The sequence below is a fragment of the Maritalea mediterranea genome, from assembly GCF_021568695.1.
GTDB classification, from domain to species: domain Bacteria; phylum Pseudomonadota; class Alphaproteobacteria; order Rhizobiales; family Devosiaceae; genus Maritalea; species Maritalea mediterranea.
In genome coordinates this window covers 881,833-899,958 of the sequence record NZ_JAKGTI010000001.1, presented here as the reverse complement: position 1 = coordinate 899,958, position 18,126 = coordinate 881,833, and the positions used below count along the sequence as shown (strand labels likewise).

At 52.8% G+C, this 18,126-nt stretch carries 17 protein-coding genes; 5 read left to right on the top strand and 12 right to left on the bottom strand.

All coding sequences use genetic code 11. The features are described 5' to 3' along the window. Window positions 1–43: 43 nt before the first annotated feature. Genes L1I42_RS04375 through L1I42_RS04365 form a run of 3 tightly spaced genes read right to left on the bottom strand, consistent with a single transcriptional unit; the run spans window position 44 to window position 2,122 of the window. Window positions 44–835: an SDR family oxidoreductase gene (locus tag L1I42_RS04375; protein WP_236113266.1), complete on the bottom strand. Its 792-nt coding sequence runs from the start codon at window positions 833–835 to the stop codon at window positions 44–46. A gap of 2 nt (window positions 836–837) precedes the next feature. Then, window positions 838–1,704 (bottom strand): MurR/RpiR family transcriptional regulator, encoded by an 867-nt coding sequence (locus L1I42_RS04370; RefSeq protein WP_236113265.1) that lies wholly within the window; start codon window positions 1,702–1,704, stop codon window positions 838–840. 28 nt (window positions 1,705–1,732) lie between these two features. Beyond that, the gene (locus tag L1I42_RS04365; RefSeq protein ID WP_236113264.1) at window positions 1,733–2,122 is read right to left on the bottom strand and encodes a RidA family protein; all 390 of its coding nucleotides are present in this window, start codon (window positions 2,120–2,122) and stop codon (window positions 1,733–1,735) included. Window positions 2,123–2,306: 184 nt separating this feature from the next. Between L1I42_RS04365 and L1I42_RS04360 the strand changes: the two genes are divergently transcribed. From L1I42_RS04360 to L1I42_RS04345, 4 genes are all read left to right on the top strand, one after another. Continuing rightward, window positions 2,307–2,753 carry a hypothetical protein gene (locus tag L1I42_RS04360; RefSeq protein ID WP_236114168.1) on the top strand — a complete coding sequence of 149 codons (447 nt, stop codon included), beginning with the start codon at window positions 2,307–2,309 and terminating at the stop codon, window positions 2,751–2,753. A 14-nt stretch (window positions 2,754–2,767) separates the two neighbouring features. Continuing rightward, window positions 2,768–4,240 carry a M81 family metallopeptidase gene (locus L1I42_RS04355; protein ID WP_236114167.1) on the top strand — a complete coding sequence of 491 codons (1,473 nt, stop codon included), beginning with the start codon at window positions 2,768–2,770 and terminating at the stop codon, window positions 4,238–4,240. Between the two features lie 33 nt (window positions 4,241–4,273). Further along, window positions 4,274–5,341, top strand: coding sequence for a D-TA family PLP-dependent enzyme (locus L1I42_RS04350; RefSeq protein ID WP_236113263.1), 1,068 nt, complete (start codon window positions 4,274–4,276; stop codon window positions 5,339–5,341). Window positions 5,342–5,467: 126 nt separating this feature from the next. Then, window positions 5,468–5,860, top strand: coding sequence for a nuclear transport factor 2 family protein (locus L1I42_RS04345; protein WP_236113262.1), 393 nt, complete (start codon window positions 5,468–5,470; stop codon window positions 5,858–5,860). Between the two features lie 100 nt (window positions 5,861–5,960). On the opposite strand, the gene L1I42_RS04340 is transcribed toward L1I42_RS04345, so the two are convergent. The 8 genes from L1I42_RS04340 to nagA form a co-directional block, all read right to left on the bottom strand. Then, entirely contained in the window at window positions 5,961–7,097 is a 1,137-nt protein-coding gene (locus L1I42_RS04340; protein ID WP_236113261.1) for an ABC transporter ATP-binding protein, read from the bottom strand. Window positions 7,098–7,164: 67 nt separating this feature from the next. Next, entirely contained in the window at window positions 7,165–8,379 is a 1,215-nt protein-coding gene (locus L1I42_RS04335) for an ABC transporter substrate-binding protein (protein ID WP_236113260.1), read from the bottom strand. 39 nt (window positions 8,380–8,418) lie between these two features. Continuing rightward, window positions 8,419–9,261: a carbohydrate ABC transporter permease gene (locus L1I42_RS04330; RefSeq protein ID WP_236113259.1), complete on the bottom strand. Its 843-nt coding sequence runs from the start codon at window positions 9,259–9,261 to the stop codon at window positions 8,419–8,421. Continuing rightward, a complete protein-coding gene (locus L1I42_RS04325; protein WP_236114166.1) occupies window positions 9,251–10,138 on the bottom strand; it encodes a carbohydrate ABC transporter permease in 888 nt (295 codons plus the stop codon). Before L1I42_RS04325 ends, L1I42_RS04330 begins: the two co-directional genes overlap by 11 nt. A gap of 9 nt (window positions 10,139–10,147) precedes the next feature. Continuing rightward, window positions 10,148–11,347 (bottom strand): Gfo/Idh/MocA family protein, encoded by a 1,200-nt coding sequence (locus tag L1I42_RS04320; RefSeq protein WP_236113258.1) that lies wholly within the window; start codon window positions 11,345–11,347, stop codon window positions 10,148–10,150. A gap of 177 nt (window positions 11,348–11,524) precedes the next feature. Then, complete coding sequence (locus L1I42_RS04315; protein ID WP_236113257.1) at window positions 11,525–12,268, bottom strand: copper homeostasis protein CutC; 744 nt, start codon at window positions 12,266–12,268, stop codon at window positions 11,525–11,527. Further along, window positions 12,268–13,203 carry an ROK family protein gene (locus L1I42_RS04310; protein WP_236113256.1) on the bottom strand — a complete coding sequence of 312 codons (936 nt, stop codon included), beginning with the start codon at window positions 13,201–13,203 and terminating at the stop codon, window positions 12,268–12,270. Before L1I42_RS04310 ends, L1I42_RS04315 begins: the two co-directional genes overlap by 1 nt. Next, the gene (nagA, locus tag L1I42_RS04305) at window positions 13,203–14,351 is read right to left on the bottom strand and encodes an N-acetylglucosamine-6-phosphate deacetylase (RefSeq protein WP_236113255.1); all 1,149 of its coding nucleotides are present in this window, start codon (window positions 14,349–14,351) and stop codon (window positions 13,203–13,205) included. The genes L1I42_RS04310 and nagA overlap by 1 nt, the downstream gene beginning before the upstream one ends. 430 nt (window positions 14,352–14,781) lie before the next feature. Here nagA and L1I42_RS04300 point away from each other — a divergent pair, with 430 nt between their 5' ends. Next, window positions 14,782–17,094, top strand: a complete 2,313-nt coding sequence (locus L1I42_RS04300; RefSeq protein WP_236113254.1) for a S8 family serine peptidase — start codon at window positions 14,782–14,784, stop codon at window positions 17,092–17,094. A gap of 53 nt (window positions 17,095–17,147) precedes the next feature. On the opposite strand, the gene L1I42_RS04295 is transcribed toward L1I42_RS04300, so the two are convergent. Further along, complete coding sequence (locus tag L1I42_RS04295) at window positions 17,148–18,062, bottom strand: carbohydrate kinase family protein (protein WP_236113253.1); 915 nt, start codon at window positions 18,060–18,062, stop codon at window positions 17,148–17,150. Window positions 18,063–18,126: the final 64 nt, after the last annotated feature.

The following is an 18,126-nucleotide window of genomic DNA, read 5'->3' as shown; positions in this document are numbered from 1 at the left end:
TTGTTCCTCTTAAATTTTAGGGACGGAAATCGACAGGATTTCCCTAATAGTCTTCTGATTGTGCAAAGGTGCCGGCCAGTTCCGCCTGCCCTGCGGTCAGTCCGCAATCCACAGGCAGACAGACGCCCGAAATTGCAGCCGCAGCTGGAGACGAAATAAAGCTCACCACTTTTGCGATGTCGACAGGGTCTGCAACACGCTGCAAGGGATACCAGCGTTTTGCATCCTCAAACACTTGAGGATTTTTCTTGGCCCGTTCGTCCCATGCCTGGGTCCGCACGGTGCCCGGGGCAATCGCATTGGCGCGAATGCCAAACTTGCCATATTCAACCGCCACCAAACGGGTGAAATGCAAAAGGCTCGCCTTGGCCGCGCTATAGCCGGGATGGCCAAACACACCAAGACCGTTCACAGACGCGATGTTGGTCAACACGCCCTTATTTTCGATCAGATCTTTTTCAATGGCTTTGAAACAGGCAAATGCGCCGAGCTGGTTGATTTTGAAATCTTGTTCAAAGTTTTCCACTGTGGCCTGCTGCAAGCTCTCGGCCGTGATCGCGCCCACATTGTTCACCAGCAAGGAAATGGCGCCCAGCTCGCGTCCGGCCTCCACCATTTTGGCGCGGTCGTTCGCGTCCAGAATATCACAGATCAGCGCTTCACCCGTGCCACCTGCTTCGTGCACCAGCCGGATGGTCTCGTCATTTGGCGCTTTGGCAATATCCAGTGCCAAAACGGCAAAGCCATCTTTGGCCAGTTCAATGCAGATGGCGCGGCCAATGTCGCCACCAGCGCCGGTCACGATGGCTGTTTGTTGTGTGCTTTGCTTTGACACTATCAATCTCCAAGTACTTGCGTATCGTCTTCATCGCGATAGGTCACCAATTGCCGCTTGATCCGGCGCAGAGGTTCAATCGCGCTGTCTTTACGTCTGATGGCCACCAAAAAAGCAATCATGTCTATGGCGGCCAGGAAGGCATAACGGGCAGATGAAGGACGCAACACGTCCGTGCCCTCGGGTAAATCAACCGCCAGGCTCAATTGGCTGGCTTGCGCCACAAGGCTTTCGCCTTTTGTCACACTGGCCGTGGCCGCGCCATAGCCCGCCGCCACCTCCAGAGCCCGCGCCAATTCGCGGTTGCGACCTGAAATGGAAAGCCCAATCACCATATCCTCTTCAGACAAGGTCGACGCCGTCATCAATTGCATCGAATGATCTTCCGAAGCGGCCACGCGCAGCCCCAAGCGAAACAAACGGTTTTGCACTTCGTGGGCGAAGAGGGAGGAGTTGCCGCCCGAACCGAAAGCATAAATCATCTTTGCTTTCAGGATGCGTTCAGCGATTTTTTCCACCACAGCGGGATCGACATTTTCGTGCAACACATTGAGGGTGGATTGGGCCCGCCCCATCACCGTATCGATCACCTCTTGAGCACTGGAAACTTTGATCTCCGGCTCCAGATATCGGGTCCCGATAAAGGCAGACTGAGCCAGCCTGACCTTGAATTCTGAAAAGGAATTGCAACCCAGCCGCCGGCAAAACCGAGTGACTGTTGGCGGCGAGACATCAGCCCGCGCCGCCAATTCAATGATCGAGGCATTTACCGCAAACGCTTTATCTTCAAAAACAATCTCAGCGATGCGCTGTTCCGAGCGGGACAGCTCATCATGTTGTTTTTGCAATGTTGCGATAATGTCCGCCATCAACCCATTCCTTTAACTGCCCAAAGCCCTATTTACGGCTGGCATCAAAGGCAATGCAATCCACTTCCACCTTACAATCGACCATTAGGCTAGATTGTACACAGGCGCGTGCGGGTGGATGCTCGCCAAAGTAGGATTTATAGACGCCATTGAAGGACCAGAAGTCGCGCGGATCATCAAGCCATACGCCAATGCGCACAATGTGTTCCAGGCCATAACCGGCTTCGTCCAAAATTGCGATCAGGTTCTGGATGGCCACGTGGGATTGCTCCACAATATTGCCATTGACGATTTCGCCATCTTTCATGGCCACCTGGCCAGACACATGCAGCCAGCCATCAGCTTCTACCGCGCGTGCAAAAGGCAGGTTTTGACCACCCGCGCCAGATTTTTCCGCTCCATAACGCTTCAACGTCATTGATCGTCTCCAAACTATTCAGAATGTAAATTATTTTCTTATCGATTGACATATGAGCAGAAATCATCCAGTTTTTCTATAGGAATTTTAACAAAAATGAAAATTTTTTGCCGAGTAGAATATCGTGACATCAAAACAAAATCCGTTCGAAAAATCAGACAGCGCGCGCCATCAAATTTGGGAAATGTTGGTGGATCGTGACATCAAAGCCTTTATCGCCGCCGATTGGTCTATGGTCGAAAATGACTTTGTAGAACAAGGGTTTATGGGCGTTCATGGACACAATACAGCCAATCCAGATCATTGGCGCTTGGCTTTTCCGACGCTAAAGGATTATGCTGACGAATGGCTGGATCAGGCCAAGAATTTTCAAAAAGAATCGCAGGCAGGTGCCTTTGAAGGCGACCCGATGGACGCGATTTTCAACGCCACCGTGCTGCGCGACATTGAAATTAACGGTGACAAGGCCATCGTACACAAGAAATTTGATGGTCGAATCCCGCGCACAGATGGCACGAGCGACCGCATGTTGTGGCAAACTGTTTATTACTGCGCAAATGTTGATGGACGCTGGAAAATCACCGGCTTCACCGGCTATTTGCCCAATCCAATGGGTGGCGAAAGAGCATAGTCACTATGGCAAATTTGCGCGTCTTTTCGGCAGCTTTGGCCACCGAATCCAACACGTTTTCTCCGATCGCGATTGACCGGCGGGGTTTTGAGGCATCACTTTACGCCCGTCCTGGCACCCACCCAGAGACCCCGACCCTTTGTTCAGCCGTCATCCCAATTGGCCGCAAATGGGCAAAGGACAGGCAGTGGACCTTTATTGAAGGCACTGCCGCATGGGCTGACCCCGCCGGCATCATCAACCATCAGGCTTTTGAGAGCCTGCGTGATGAAATTCTCGACCAGGTCAAGCAGGCGCTGCCGCTGGATGCGGTGGCGCTTGGCTTGCATGGCGCGATGGTTGCGGCGGATTATGACGATCCGGAAGGCGATTTGCTGGCGCGCGTGCGCGAACTTGTGGGCGAAAATTGCGTGATTTGCGCCACCTTCGACCCTCACAGTCAATTGACGCAAAAGCGTGTCGATCAGCTCGATTTTTTTATGGCGTTCAAGGAATTTCCGCACATCGACTTTGTTGATCGGGCGGAAGATCTCTACCGCATTCTGGATGCCACGCTCTCGGGCGAGGTTAAGCCCGAAGTGAGCGTATTTGACTGTAAAATGATCGATGTGTTCCCCACCTCCAGGGAGCCCATGCGCAGCTTTGTGGACAAGATGTTTGCCTTGGAAAAAAGTGACGATAACATTCTGTCGCTTTCGCTCATCCATGGCTTTATGGCTTCTGATGTGCCGGAAATGGGCACGAAGATGGTGGTGGTGACCGACAATCAAAAGCAAAAAGGCGACCAGCTTGCACGCGAGTTGGGCTTGGATGTGTTTGCCATGCGGGGCAAATGCATGCCGGAACAACCGGATGAAGTGCAAGCGGTTGCTGACGCTGTTTCCACCGCCAAGGGTGCAGAAAAGCCGGTGGTGCTGACCGATATGTGGGACAATCCGGGCGGCGGCACGGCGGGCGATGCCACCGTGATCCTGGAAGAGCTGATGCGCGTTGGCGCCACCAATGTGGCCGTGGGTACCATCTGGGACCCGATTGCGGTGCAGATTTGCTTTGCCGCAGGCGAAGGGGCGGAAATCCCTTTGCGGTTCGGCGCAAAATCCGCGCCCCATACCGGCAACCCCATCGACAAGCGCGTGAGGGTTGAAAAGCTGGTGATCAATGCCGAGCATCGGTTTGGCGACAGCTATGTACCCATGGGAGACATTGCCACGATCAGCTTTGACGGGTTTGAAGTGATCCTCAACTCAACGCGCTGCCAAAGCTTTGGCAAAAGCCTTTTTGATGTGGGGGGGGTCGATTGGGCGGCAAAAGATATTTTGCTGATCAAATCCACCAATCACTTCTATGATTCATTCGCGCCAATTGCGGAAAAGATTATCTATTGTTCGGCCGGGCGGCCTTACCCGAATGATCCGAAAACCACCGACTATCAAAAAGCGCCAAAAAACATTTGGCCCAAAGTCGCTGATCCGCATAATCTGGGCTAACACCAAATCAAACGCGCCAAGCGGGACATCATAATGACCGAAAACAACTCGATTTATAATCTGAGTACGCCTGTTGTGCTGATCGATGAAAACATCGTGGATGCCAATATCAAGCGGGTTCAATCTTATCTGGATCAGGCAGGAAAGAAATCCCGCCCGCATATCAAAACCCACAAAATTCCGCGTTTTGCGCAAAAGCAGCTTGATGCCGGGGCCATCGGCATTACCTGCCAGAAAATCTCAGAAGCGCAGGTTTTTGCGGATGCTGGCATTGACGACATCATGCTGACCTTCAACATTGTGGGCGCTGAAAAGATGGAGCCACTGCGTCAGTTGAATGAGCAGATCACCCTGTCGGTTGTCGCGGATAGCGCCACAACGGTTGAAGGTCTTGCTGCTGCATTTGAGGGTCATAAGCCGCTCACGGTTCTGGTGGAGTGCGATACGGGTGGCGGGCGCTGCGGTGTGCAATCGCCGCAAGAGGCGCTCGAATTGGCCGAGAAGATTAACGCCGCCCCCGGTCTGACCTTTGGCGGGCTGATGACCTACCCGTCCCCCAATGGCGAAGAGGCGGTAGATGATTTCTTCAACGCCACCAAGGCTTTGCTCGACGAGGCGGGCATTGCCTGTCCCGTACTGTCTAGCGGCGGCTCACCAAGCTTGTACTCGGCGGAAAAAGCCAAATCCGCGACAGAGCATCGCGCGGGCACCTACATCTATAATGACCGCTCTTTGGTGCGGGCTGGCCATTGCACATTTGATGATTGCGCCATGACCATTTTGGCCACTGTTGTGTCTCGCCCGACCGATAATCGCGCAGTGTTGGATTCGGGGTCCAAGGCCCTCACCTCAGATCTGCTGGGCTTTTCTGACTTTGGGTATATTGTTGATTATCCTGAAGCGGTGATCAGCGGGTTGTCGGAAGAACACGCTGTTGTGGACCTTTCGGCTTGCAAGGACAAGCCGAAAGTGGGTGACAAGGTGCGCATCATTCCCAACCATACCTGCGTGGTAAGCAATTTGATGGATCAGATTGCGCTGCACCGGGATGGTGAGTTCATCGAAATGGTGGATGTGGCCGCGCGCGGTCGGGTTTGGTAATCACCATTTTACACGGACATTCAGTTTGGCGGGAATTTGACGTAAAACGTCATTTCCGCCACTGGAAGTGCCGCTAAAATTTTAGAAAACTCCAAAAAATTACAGCATAATTTCAACGGAGTTTTTATGTCTCGAACCGATCAGCTTTTCACCGCCATCCAAACCTATTTCGACGCCATCTATTTTTGCGACGTGGACAAATTGGATGCGGTTTTTCACCCCTCTTCATCGCTATTCGATGCTGACAATGGCGAGATTTTTGTCGATCCGATCGCGAGCTTTCGCGCCGATGTGGCCGACCGCCCCTCGCCCGCCAGTTTTAATCAAAAAAGATATGACGAAATCATCACAATTGACTGGCTGTCGCCCCTAAGCGCCGTGGTGAAATTGCGGCTGCGCTCACGCACCAACATTTTCGCGGATCATCTCAATTTTGTTTGGGACGATAAGGCTGGCTGGCAGATCGTGGCCAAGATTTGGCATCTGGAAGGTGAGTGTCCTCTGGAGACCAATGGATAGGCCAAAAAAGAACCCCATCCGAGGATGGGGTTCAGGCCCGTGGGGAGGAGCCAAGAAAGTCTCAAAAGGAGAATTTCGCTGATCAGTACGAACGCCTGCTCTAGTTCATGTCTGGCAAGCTCAGATCCTTAAACTCGATTTTGCGCTCATAAACTTTGCCATCGGCGTCGAACAGGTGACAATCTTTGGCGTTGAAACGCAATTGGAATGGCGCGCCCGCCTTGATGGGGGCTGAACCGCTCTGCACGGTGCAGAACACTTCGTCGACGCCATCACGATTGGCATAGCCAACGGTGTGAATGCCCAAACGCTCAACCACATTGGCGGTCATGTTCAGCGCAATGTCGCCTTCACTCAAATGCGTATGCTCGGGACGAATACCCAAGGTGAGCTTTTGCCCGGCGATCTTGTCTTCATCATGTGGAGTGACGGGCAAGGTGAATTCGCCAGCATTCGGCACTTCCACGCGCACGCCATCTTTGTCAGAACCCTTTCCGGTCACTTCAATGAAGTTCATTTTCGGGTTGCCGATAAAACCAGCCACAAAAAGATTGTCTGGCTTGTGATAGAGCTCAAGTGGCGTGCCCACTTGGGCAATATTGCCACCATCCAACACCACGATACGGTCGGCCATGGTCATGGCTTCCACCTGGTCGTGGGTTACATAAATCATGGTCGCGTCGAGATCATGGTGGAGCTTGGTCAGCTCAACACGCATGGTTGCCCGCAGCGCCGCATCAAGGTTTGACAAAGGCTCGTCGAACAAGAACACGCTGGGTTCACGCACAATAGCCCGGCCAATGGCCACACGCTGGCGCTGACCACCAGACAATTCACCCGGACGGTGATTGAGGCGTGGGGTCAGGTGCAGAATTTCTGCCGCCTTGCGTACCTTTTCATCAACCTCTTCGTTCGATTTTTTCTCAACACGTAGAGGGAATGCGATATTTTCATAAACGCTCATATGCGGATAGAGCGCATATGACTGGAACACCATCGCGATGCCCCGCTTCACTGGTGGCAATGTGTTGACGATCTTGTCGTCAATCACAACATCACCTGCTGTAATTTCTTCGAGGCCGGCAATCATGCGCAACAAAGTTGACTTGCCGCAGCCCGATGGTCCAACGAACACGATGAACTCACCGTGTTTAACGTCAAGCGAAACACCTTGAATGACCTCAACGTCGCCGTAGCTTTTTTTAACGTTATCGAGTTTGAGTTGACCCACGGTCATCCTCCCCCTTATTTGCGGTTTTCATTGCAGGGCCCGCCAAAGGCGGACCCCACTTGTTTGCAAAGGCTTATTTGTATTCTTCCAATTCTTCCGCAGCAAATTCTACGGCTTCCTCAGCAGATACTTCGCCCAAAACGACGCCTTGAACAGCTTCGTTGATCACGTCTTGCAGACCAACATAGTCAGTTACGAAAGGCTCTGGACCACCAGTGGCAATCGCGTCAAGGAAGGCATTCCAAGTAGGATCTTCTTCGCGCATTTTGGCAACTTCTGGGTGATCAGGACGCAGTGGTGTCAAGCCAGCAGCAATTTCAAATTCCATTTGCTTGTCATAGCTTGTCATGTACTTGGCAAAGCTCAACGCGGCATCTTCAACACCTGAACCTTTGAACACTGCGTATGAGTCAGTAATCAACAATGTACCCGGAGTGCCCATTGGACCTACTGGAATTGGCGCTACGCCCCAATTTACAGCATCGCCAACTGCGTTCCGCTCCCAAGGACCAGAAATGAACATGCCAATTTTGCCTTCCACGAACAATGGACGCAATTTCGCACGGTCATAAGCAACTGGACCAGGCTGAGACACTTCAGCCATTTTGCCGTACAACTCAAGCGCTTGAACGTTGTTAGGTGAGTTGAAAACGATCTCGCCGTCAGCGTTGATCACTTCACCACCGTTTGTGTACACATAGTTCATGAACTGGTGCATGGTGTTGTCGAACGAGGCAGCGGCCAAACCGAAGCCATCGGCGTCAGTTTTTTCTTTAATGGCAGACGCAGCGTCGTACATTTCGTCCCAAGTTTTTGGCGGTGATTCAGGATCAAGGCCAGCGGCTTCGAACAAGTCTTTGTTCCAGTACAAGGCTTTTGTTGAGAATGCGCGAGGCAGGCCCCACACTTTGCCGTCAGCTGTCACGGTGCCCAAAATTGGACCAGCCCATGAACTCAGCTCTTCGTCTGACAAGTCGTGCGACAGGATCAGATCGTTTTGTGCCAACTGCTTCAATGTGCGAGAGCCCATATAAGCAACCGCAGGCGGTGTGCCAGCAGCGGCCAATGTTGTTGCCTTTTCCTGGCACTGGCCCCAAGGCACATATTCGAAGTCTACTGTGTAGCCTGGGTTTTCAGCTTCCCATTCAGCGGCATGCTTCGTGTTCACTTCACCACCCCAAGTGTCGTCACCACAAAGGATAACTTGGAGTGATTGATCTTGCGCAACAGCGAATGTTGCAGAGCTAAGCAGCAAAGCGCCACCAAGCATAATTTTAGTCAGTTTCATCTTGAACTCCCTTTTTTCTGCCAATTAGTACAGCGCTTCTTATTCCTTGACTGCGCCAGCAGTCAGGCCAGCGATGATGTATCGCTGCAAGAAGATGTAAATGATCAGCACTGGCAAAATGCCGACCAAACTCGCGGCCATCACCTCGTTCCACACAACGGTTTGACGACCAAAGAACTGATAGATACCGACCGGCAATGGATGCAGGTCAGAGTTGGAATTGAAGGTCAATGCGAACAGGAATTGCTGCGCATAGGCTCCAATAAAGGTTGCAATAGCCACCACCACGATCCCTGGCATCGCAATCGGCAGGATCACTTTCCAAAGGATATAGGGGCGGCTGGCGCCATCTACCCAGGCGGCTTCTTCAAGCTCGCGGGGGATTTTCATCAAATAGGACCGCAACAGCCAGATGGCGGTGGGGATCAAGAAGGCAGCCCCGGGCACAATCATCGCCATATAGGTATTGAGCAAGCCCAAATCCCGCATCAGCTGGAACAAGGGGATGATCAACACAGCACCGCCCACCATATTGATCGCCAAAAAGGCAGCCAGAATGGAATCGCGTCCCTTAAACTCGAACCGGGCAAAGGCCCAGGCCGCAGGCACCACGGCAATCAACACAATGATGGTCACACAGGTGGCGATGAAGAAGCTGTTCCAAATATAAAGGGGCAGCCGCGGCACGTTTTTCCACATGGTGAAATAGGCTTCAAAGCTCATCCCATCCGTAATGATTTTGTACGGAATAGAATTGATGCGGTTGAGCGGACGCAACGACACCAAAAAGGCTTCCAAAAACGGTGCCAGAATGAACAACAAGAAGACGGCGATACCCAGATAGATGCCGACAATTTCCCACCAACGGTACTTATTTATCATTGCTCAAGCTCCGTTTTGCCATGCGTGACAGCATGTAGAAATAGAACGCTGCGAACGAGGACAGGAAGATCACAATCATCACAGCACGCGCAGCACCTTCACCATAGCGATTGCGTGAAATCGCTGTTTTATAGGTGTCGATAATCATGGTTGTGGTCGATCCACGCGGACCGCCTTCGGTCAAAATCCAGATGATGTCGAACGAGTTAAAGGTCCAGATCGCGCTCAACAGCCCCATTGTGGCCACCGCTGGCATAATCAGCGGCAAGGTGATGCGGCGGAAGCGGTACCAACGGCTGGCGCCATCCACCCAGGCGGCTTCGTGCAGATCCGGTGAAATGGACTGCATGGCGGCCAACAGATAAATGGTGACCATCGGGGTGCCGACCCAAACGTCGGTTACAACTGTGGAATAGAATGCGCCCGTGCGGTCACCCAAAAATTCATAGGGGCCTGCGAGGATACCCAGATATTGGGCCACGCCCGAAATCATGCCGAACTGGCCATTATACATCCAGCGCCACATAAACACGCCAATCGCGATCGGCACAATCCAAGGGGGCATCACCAGCACGCGCATCAGGCCGCGCCCAGGTACCGCAGAGTTCAACAGCATGGCACCCATGACACCAACCACCATTTTCAAGGTCACGGAAATCGCCATCCAGTAGAATGTGCGCCCGATGACTTCAGGAAAACGGCGTGAGAAAATCTTCTCATAGTTGGCCAGGCCGATAAATTCTTCCGTCGGCTTTAGCGATGCGTCCGTAAATGATAGCCGAACTGTTTCCAACAGCGGCCATGCCACAATGGCCAGCGTGATAAACAACGCTGGCACAAGCAGCAAATACGGAAACACATTTGGACGTCCCCCCATTGCCTGCATTTAAGCAACCTCCTCCTTGGCAAGCTTGAAGCTGTCAAATTTCGCCCACGTCTCGGTGAGATCAACAACAGAATGCGACAAGCGTGCTTCGTCTAATTTGATCGCGGTCAGCCCTGCTTCCAGGCCGTCCAGAATGGAAACCGGGAGCTTTTCGCCGTGCCGCAAGTGATTGAAAATATCCTCAATCATCTGCTCGTCAGCCCCGTAGTGCGCAGACAGATTTGAGGATTTGTAGGATTTATCGACCAGCGTTTCTGAGTTTTCAGCTGCGGTCAATTTGAAGAAATTGCGAATAAAATCGCCTTCCGCCATGCCTTTTGAACCGATCACCGCAAAGCGACGGAACTCGTCAGGCACATTCATATTGGTGTGAAAACAGAGGTTCTCGCCACCCTCATATTCGATCAGCGCGGTTTGATAATCGATGATGTCACCATCACTATCAAACACCTTGTCGCTGCCGTTCCAACCGCTCGGCTTATATTGATAAACATTTGCCAATTCTGCCGGCTTGTTTTCCGGCACGAAAGAACGACGACCACCAAAGCTGACCACACGTTTCGGGCGCTTGCCCACAAGGCCTTGATAAAGGTCCAAATCGTGGCAGCATTTTTCCAGCATGAAGCCGCCAGAATATTTCGAGTTACGACGCCAATCGCGCATAAAGAAGGCACCGTGATAAGGCGCAATATGTTCAGAGGCTTCGATTGAGGCGATATTACCCAGTTGACCCGCGTCGCGCGCCGCAATCAAATCGCGATAAAGTGGCGCGTAGCGCAGCACCAACCCAATCATCACCTGGTCAACATTGCCGGCTTCTTGCAAAAGCTCCAACAATTCAAAGGTTTCAGCTTCCGTGGTGACGACCGGCTTTTCCGTGAATGTTTTAATGCCGGATTTGATCGCGATGCGCAAATGCTCCAAATGCATATGGTTGGGCGAACCCACCATCAGCAAATCTAAATCACCTTCCGCGATCAGCGATTCAAGGCTGTCAAACTGCTTGCCCGGGTTAAAGGACTTCAGCGCTGATGGATCAACAGAGATGCCGGGCACCCCCTCCCCGTTCACCAAGCCCAATCCAGCCGGATTTGGGTCAACATAGCCAACAAACTCAATGTCCTTTTGAGTTTGGCCGATGACCTGCATCAAATAACCAATGCGATATCCCAGTCCAACGACACCGATTCTAAAGGCCATACGATCCCTCCCGATCCATTATGAAATTAATTTTCGTACATTGGACCAAAATTTGCAATTTCTCAAGCCAGATTTGTAATTTTTGCGGCAATTTGTGAAAATCAATTTCACAAATTGCGTTAAAATCTTGAATTTTAAAGCCAAATTCTGCGGGCATGGTGTGGAAAGTGGATGTAGTCATGGCATCACCCATTCCAGCGCATTGAGCGCACTGGCCAATTCTTTTGCCGCTTGCAGACTGGTTTCGCGTCGCCCCTCAATGTCGGCAAAGCCCAGCGCAACCGCACGTTGCGGCGATTGCGCTACCGGAACTGCGCAAGATGCATGCACACTGCTCAACGGCATGTTGGCCGCCAGCTCTTTTACATTGCTGGCCTTGATGCCGCTGCCGGGCATGATCTCAATGCGATCTCCGGCCTTAGCCATCAAAGCGGCAAGCAAATCCTTCCCCTCGAGCGCGCTCTTTTGCTGGCCGCTGGTCAGGATACGGTTAAACCCGAGTACAATCGCCTCTTCCAGCGCAACAAACGGATCAGGGGTCACATCAAAGGCGCGATGCAAGGTGATGTCCATGCCGCTTGCAGCGGCCACCAGCTCTTGCAGCACCTCCACATCCAAACGACCATCTTTGTGCGTTGCCCCCAGCACGACGCCTTGCATATTTTCCTGCTGCGCCAACGCAATATCATCCAACATCAGCTGCACTTCTTGCGCGTCAAAGCAGAAATCGCCTTCGCGCGGCCGGATCATCACATGGGCGGGCATTTTTTGCGCCGCTGCAAATTGCATCAAGCCGCGGCTGGGTGTTAAGCCACCGGCCACCAATGCCGAGCACAGCTCGACCCGGTCTGCGCCGCCTTGCTTGGCATTGATCAGGGCTTGCGGCGTGTCCACACAAATTTCGAGATTAATCCTGCTCATCAGGACACCCCGCGCACTTTGTTGGGCCGCCCAGAGGTGGGGTTGATGAAAGCGGCGCCAACCAAACCCGCATTTTTCAGATTGTGGGCGGGCACGACCAATGGCAACTCATATGTTGTCAGCACCATCCCGCGCACTTTTTGATCGATAAGCGCAATCAGATCTTTGGCGTGTGCCAAGCCACCGCCCACGGGAATAGATTCAGGCCCGAGCATATTCACAAAGGCGCTGAGGGCGCGGGCTACCATTTCAGTGCTGACCTCAACGCTCAGCGCGGCCGCTTCGTCGCCAGCGCGCCAAGCGTCCAAAATCTGTTCTGCATTGCGCTCGGCGTTGTGCAGCGCATTGTGCACATTCTCTATGCCGCGCGCGCCGCCGACCGTATCAAGACAGCCTTTTTGGCCACAGCCGCATTGGAAATATCCAAGACTTTCAACGCGTCCGCCCGCAGTGGGATCAACGATTGGGCCATGACCCCATTCACCGGAAATACCACCAACCCCAACAACCAGTTCACCATTGAGCACAAGGCCGCCGCCGACGCCGGTGCCCAAGACAATGGCAAATACATTCGCGGCCCCTTTGGCCGCCCCGGCATAGGTTTCGGCCAATGCCAGACAATCCGCATCATTGACCACCACAACCGGCATATTCAGCCGCGCTTCAAGCAGTCCGGCAAGGTTTTCGCCCTTGAGGCAAGGAATGTTCGCGATCGTCAGCGCACCAGTTTGAGGATCAGCAAAACCAGCGATGGAAATGGCCACAAAATCCTGTTGCGCTGCGGGCGCCTGCTGCACCATGTCAACCATGGTGGCCAGAAAATCCGCCAGCGAGTCGCCCGGCGTTGCCCGTTGACCGGCAATCTGCACAATACCAACCTCATCGGGCCAACCCGAGCGGATATTGGTGCCGCCAATGTCAAAGCAAACCGGCATTAATGCGTCTCCCCTTCGCCCTTAATCCAGGTGCGGGTGACTTTCATGTCATCCTGGCCAAATGCCACGAGATCTGCATCAAAGCCCGGCGAGACCCGACCAATGCGGTCGTCCAGCCGTAAGAATTGGGCAGGATAGAGCGATGCCATGCGCAACGCTTCGCCCAGCTCTACTCCCAATTGCTTGTGGGTCAATTCCACGGCGCGCATCATATCCAGATCCGACCCGGCCAAAGTGCCGTCATCGAGCGCGCAACGGCCATCCACGGCTTGGATGGTGTCGCCATAAAGATTGAAGTGCTTTTCCTTCGCGCCAACCGTAGCCATTGCGTCGGTCACCAGCATAATTTTGCCTTGCGGCTTGGCCCGCACGACGATGCGCGCACTCGCAAAGTGCAAATGGTAGCCATCCACAATCAAGCCACACCAGCTGTTTGGATCGTCCAAACCGGCGCCCGCCACGCTCGGCGCGCGATTGGCCAGCGGCGGCATAGCATTAAACAAATGGGTGAAGCCCCGCAGGCCAACGGAAAGCGCTTCACCGACTTGTTCATAGGTCGCCGCACTATGCCCGGCGCAAACATGCACGCCCTTTTTGCTCAAGTCGGCAATAAAGGCGCTGGGCACACATTCCGGCGCAACAGTGACAATCACCTCGCCCAAATCGCCACGCGTGAATAAATCAAAGGCATCTTCATCGACTTCACGCAAAAACTCGGGCGCGTGCACACCGCGCCGTTTCAGGCTGAGATAGGGACCTTCAAAGTGTACGCCGCGCACACCGGGCACGCCAGACTTTATGGCGGCACTGATGGCATCGGCTGCCTCGCGCATAACCTCAAATGAATCAGTAATCAGCGTGGGCATCAATGTGGTAGAGCCGAATTGACGATGACCGCGCACAATTTCGGCCAGCCCGTCAACGCTGCGCTGATCATTAAACATGACGCCACCGCCGCCATTGACCTGCACATCAACAAAGCCGGGCGCCAGAATCTGGCCAGACAAATCTACAATTTCGTGACCGGACTGCTCGACGTCAGCAATATCACCAATGCGAGAGATTTTGCCGTCAACAATTTCGACAGTCTGATTGTTCAAAAAACGCTCACCATCAAACAATGTGGCATTTTTCAACAGATTCGCCATGAACCACTCCCTCCCGCGCGACACAACCGGTGACGCCATATTCATCGAATTAGGCCCGTTAATTACAACGACACCCAACCTCTCCCTGACTATTAAAGCCAATTTAATACCATTATGCAACCAAAAAATTACAAAAAGTACAAAGACAAATTCAAAAACGAAAATAACATATTAAATAATTGATTTTATTATATTATTGATCACGTCATCCTGGCAATTGGCGATCATTCAAACCGCAATTCGATAGAAAACTACAAAACCTACCGTGGAAAATTGCGAGAAACCGATTCAATTGGTTTTGATTGGTATCCAATCGATCAATCTAAAAGCTTTGACTTGAAGTTCGTTTAATGGTTAACAAGTTGATGCATTTAGACAGTTTATACTTTACACTGACTACAACTACTTTTTGGGGGAGCTGGACAACGCTATGAAGGGTTTCCATAAAATTCATCGATTGGTTTTTAAAACGGGAGCCTGCATAGGCGTTTTGCTGCTGGCGGCATGTGGTCCGGGCGGCGGTTCGGGCGGCGGCGGCGGCGATCCTATCATCGCTGCATGGTCAGCGGGCTTTACAGGCACAGAGGACGCAGCTCTCGCCACAAGTATTGCCAATACAGCCGAGTTTCGATCCGCAAACTTCAATAGTGCCGGGCGTGTGGCCGTCGACCCTCACCCATTTCTTTTGACAAAAGTGCACCGAGCTCTTTCGACCGGTGTTTCTGGAGAAGGTCAAGTAGTTGCAGTTGTGGACGATGGTTTTTTGACCACTCATGAAGAGTTTAGCGGCAAAATCATCCATGAGTATGGGGTTGTAACACCCCATTTGGGCTCAAATCACGGCACACATGTGGCTTCAATTGCCACGGGCAATTACGGCACCGGCGACATTATGGGTGTTGCGCCAAATGCAGACCTGCACCTTTCTTCATTTGCCCGCAATAATATGGGTGGGCTCGCTGCTGCAACCAATGATGCGGCAGCTAAAGGCGCTGTCGTCCAAAATAATAGCTGGGGATTTGATGTTGTTATCGGGGACGCACAGGCGCAAATGTCAGGCGGCAAAACTGCGGCCGAGGCAATGGCAGCAGAAGTGGGCGACAGCTCCGCAAACTGGCAGAGCTATATCAACGCACTGAATAACTTCCAAAATGGCGGTGTAATCGTTTTTGCCAGCTCGAACAACAATCTAGGTGATGTAGATGTGAGTGCTGGCCTGCCCTTGTTGGCCACCGAATTACAGGAAGCATGGATTTCGGTAGTGGAAGCGAAATTCTCGGTCGACAGCGATCATAACATTATTAGCGCCAGCCTTATCTCCACCCCTTGCGGACAAGCCGCCCAGTTCTGCCTCGTGGGCGATGGTGACACCAAAGGCGCGTCCGACAATGCAAACAATGCCTATGAAACCGGGTGGGGCACGTCCTATACTGCGCCGCAAATAGCGGGCGGCGTTGCATTGGTCGCGCAAGCATTTCCGTCGCTTTCACCGGGTGAATGGCGTGATCGTTTGCTGGCGACCGCCAATAACAATTTCTTCGCCGGTAGTGAAAGCGGCTCCACAAATTTTGGCGGCGGAATCACACACGCCTATTCCAACATTTTCGGGCATGGGGTAATGGACGTGGCTGCAGCGTTGCAGCCTATCGGTGATGCGGTTGTCGTTCGGGGTTCCAATCTTGAAACCGGCACCCGCACGCGATTGGGCGATGCCACCATTTCGACAAGCGGCACATATGGTGATGGTCTGACACGCATGTTGCAAGAGCAGGAAATGGCGGTTTTTGACGCATTGAACGGCAATTTTGAGATCCGCGCAGACTATTTTGTTGCTGAAAACCAAAACCGCTACCGCTCAGCCTCGCTGGACCAACTGCAAGACAAGGGACAAGCCAAAACCTCCCTCTCCTTTGGGGAAAGCAGTGACTCGGTTGAAAGTGTGCTTTATTTCGGGGCGCAAGACGGGTTGGCGCAGTTGCAAACTGATCTTGGTCTTTCCAGCAATTTGGCGTCTAACGTCTCCATGCTGTCCTTCGCGGAAACTGCAACGGCAATTTCGCAAAACTATAAAACCGAATTTGGACATTATGGCTTTTATGGTTTTAGCGGCCAGCACAGTGAAAATGTGAACGGCTCACTTTCTGGCGCGGGTGCTCTGGCTCAATTTGATCTGGGCAATTCGTCGCTGCGTGTGGGCCTCAACCAAATGGTTGAAAGCGGCGCCTTTTTGGGCATGGTCGGCAATGAGGCCTTTAACACCCCAACCCTGACCAGCGCCCAAAGCGTTAATCTGAGTTTCAACTCGTCACTTTCAAACGGATTTGAGGTGTTTGGCGGTGCTGAAATGGGGCGTGCTGTTGGTCAGACCAATGGCGACGGCTTTGTGACAAATTTTGATGATGCCAATTTCTCGGGCTTTCATGTGGGCGTTGCCAAGTCCAATCTTGTGCAAAAGGGCGACCGGGTGACGTTGTCTCTCGCGCAGCCAATCCGTGCCGATTCGGGCAACGTGACCATGAACCTTCCTGTGGGCCGGGATAAGGACGGCAACATTATTTATGATCAGGTCACTGGCGATCTTTCACCATCCGGCCGTGAAATTGATTTTGCGGCCAGCTATTTCATGGAACTGGATGCGTTCAGCGATCTACAGTTTGATGTCATGTACGCCTTGGATGCAGGACATATTGCCGGGCAAAGATCATACGGCATTGGGGCCAGCTTTAAGCGCGACCTCAACTGAGCCGCATCTTAAATCGGATTGAATAGGGGCGCACGCGCCCCTTTTTTTTGAGATCAGTCAACGAAAACGCCATAGATGCGTGGCGAAGTGCTGACAGCGATTGACGCTACGGTGAGGCCGCTTTGCAAGGCCGTTTCCAGGCCTTCGCCGGCCATATAAGAAGAAATGAAGGCGGCGTTGAAGATGTCGGAATAGCCCACCGGGTCGTTGGTCTCAAATTCATCGATCGATGCGGTGACCATTTGCCCCTGGTAAAAGCCATCGGCCCGCGTGCGACCACGCAAGACCACCAGCACCTGGTGGTCCGCCAGCGTCTTCACCAACGCTTTTTCCGCTTCGTCGGTATCGTCTTCTTCCATCACGGCCCGCAACTCATGCTCACGCATCAAAATACAGTCAGTGGCGCGCACCCAGCTGAGGAAAACGGCCCGTGTGTCTTCCGTCCACCCTTCAAAAGGGCGGTCATGGCTGAGGGCGGTGGTCCAGCCCATGGTGGACAGCATGGTCAGGAGCTGCGACAGGCCCGCCGTGACCGACGGCATCAAATGCGCACCGGTGACCAGGGCGAAGGACGATTTTGAGGTGGCCGGAGGAATGGCATCGATCATGGTGTCGAGCGTCACGTCCTGCAAATGGCCGGTCGAGTTGAACACCACCACATTGCCGCCATCATGCAGCATATTGACTGAAACGGTGGTGGCGGTGGGAATGGTGGTCCAAGATGTGGTGCCGGGTTGAAATTCGCCCTGCAGCCATGTGCCCAAATTGTCAGACCCAACTGTGGCGATCAGTCGATGGTCGACGCTCAAACCTGAGAGCGCCAACGCTGTTGTGCCCGCCGCGCCACCGGCACGAAAGTCGGACGAGGACATGGTCATTTCCGTCCCAAAGTCCGGCCAATGATCCAGATCGCCCATCACCAATTCAATATTCACGTTCCCAAGTATCAGCAATGGGGGTGAAGCCATGTGGTCAGTTTCCCTCGTTCAGATTTTGGCAGCCTAATCAGAATTCGCACTTAATCAAATATGA

What these genes read in the sequence shown, in the direction of transcription:
- L1I42_RS04295 (WP_236113253.1), bottom strand. Translation starts at nt 18,062, where the DNA reads ATGGCTTCACCCCCATTGCTGATACTTGGGAACGTGAATATTGAATTG.
- L1I42_RS04330 (WP_236113259.1), bottom strand. Translation starts at nt 9,261, where the DNA reads ATGATAAATAAGTACCGTTGGTGGGAAATTGTCGGCATCTATCTGGGT.
- L1I42_RS04315 (WP_236113257.1), bottom strand. Translation starts at nt 12,268, where the DNA reads ATGAGCAGGATTAATCTCGAAATTTGTGTGGACACGCCGCAAGCCCTG.
- L1I42_RS04345 (WP_236113262.1), top strand. Translation starts at nt 5,468, where the DNA reads ATGTCTCGAACCGATCAGCTTTTCACCGCCATCCAAACCTATTTCGAC.
- L1I42_RS04325 (WP_236114166.1), bottom strand. Translation starts at nt 10,138, where the DNA reads ATGGGGGGACGTCCAAATGTGTTTCCGTATTTGCTGCTTGTGCCAGCG.
- L1I42_RS04310 (WP_236113256.1), bottom strand. Translation starts at nt 13,203, where the DNA reads ATGCCGGTTTGCTTTGACATTGGCGGCACCAATATCCGCTCGGGTTGG.
- L1I42_RS04360 (WP_236114168.1), top strand. Translation starts at nt 2,307, where the DNA reads ATGTTGGTGGATCGTGACATCAAAGCCTTTATCGCCGCCGATTGGTCT.
- L1I42_RS04320 (WP_236113258.1), bottom strand. Translation starts at nt 11,347, where the DNA reads ATGGCCTTTAGAATCGGTGTCGTTGGACTGGGATATCGCATTGGTTAT.
- L1I42_RS04370 (WP_236113265.1), bottom strand. Translation starts at nt 1,704, where the DNA reads ATGGCGGACATTATCGCAACATTGCAAAAACAACATGATGAGCTGTCC.
- L1I42_RS04365 (WP_236113264.1), bottom strand. Translation starts at nt 2,122, where the DNA reads ATGACGTTGAAGCGTTATGGAGCGGAAAAATCTGGCGCGGGTGGTCAA.
- L1I42_RS04335 (WP_236113260.1), bottom strand. Translation starts at nt 8,379, where the DNA reads ATGAAACTGACTAAAATTATGCTTGGTGGCGCTTTGCTGCTTAGCTCT.
- L1I42_RS04300 (WP_236113254.1), top strand. Translation starts at nt 14,782, where the DNA reads ATGAAGGGTTTCCATAAAATTCATCGATTGGTTTTTAAAACGGGAGCC.
- nagA (WP_236113255.1), bottom strand. Translation starts at nt 14,351, where the DNA reads ATGGCGAATCTGTTGAAAAATGCCACATTGTTTGATGGTGAGCGTTTT.
- L1I42_RS04350 (WP_236113263.1), top strand. Translation starts at nt 4,274, where the DNA reads ATGACCGAAAACAACTCGATTTATAATCTGAGTACGCCTGTTGTGCTG.
- L1I42_RS04340 (WP_236113261.1), bottom strand. Translation starts at nt 7,097, where the DNA reads ATGACCGTGGGTCAACTCAAACTCGATAACGTTAAAAAAAGCTACGGC.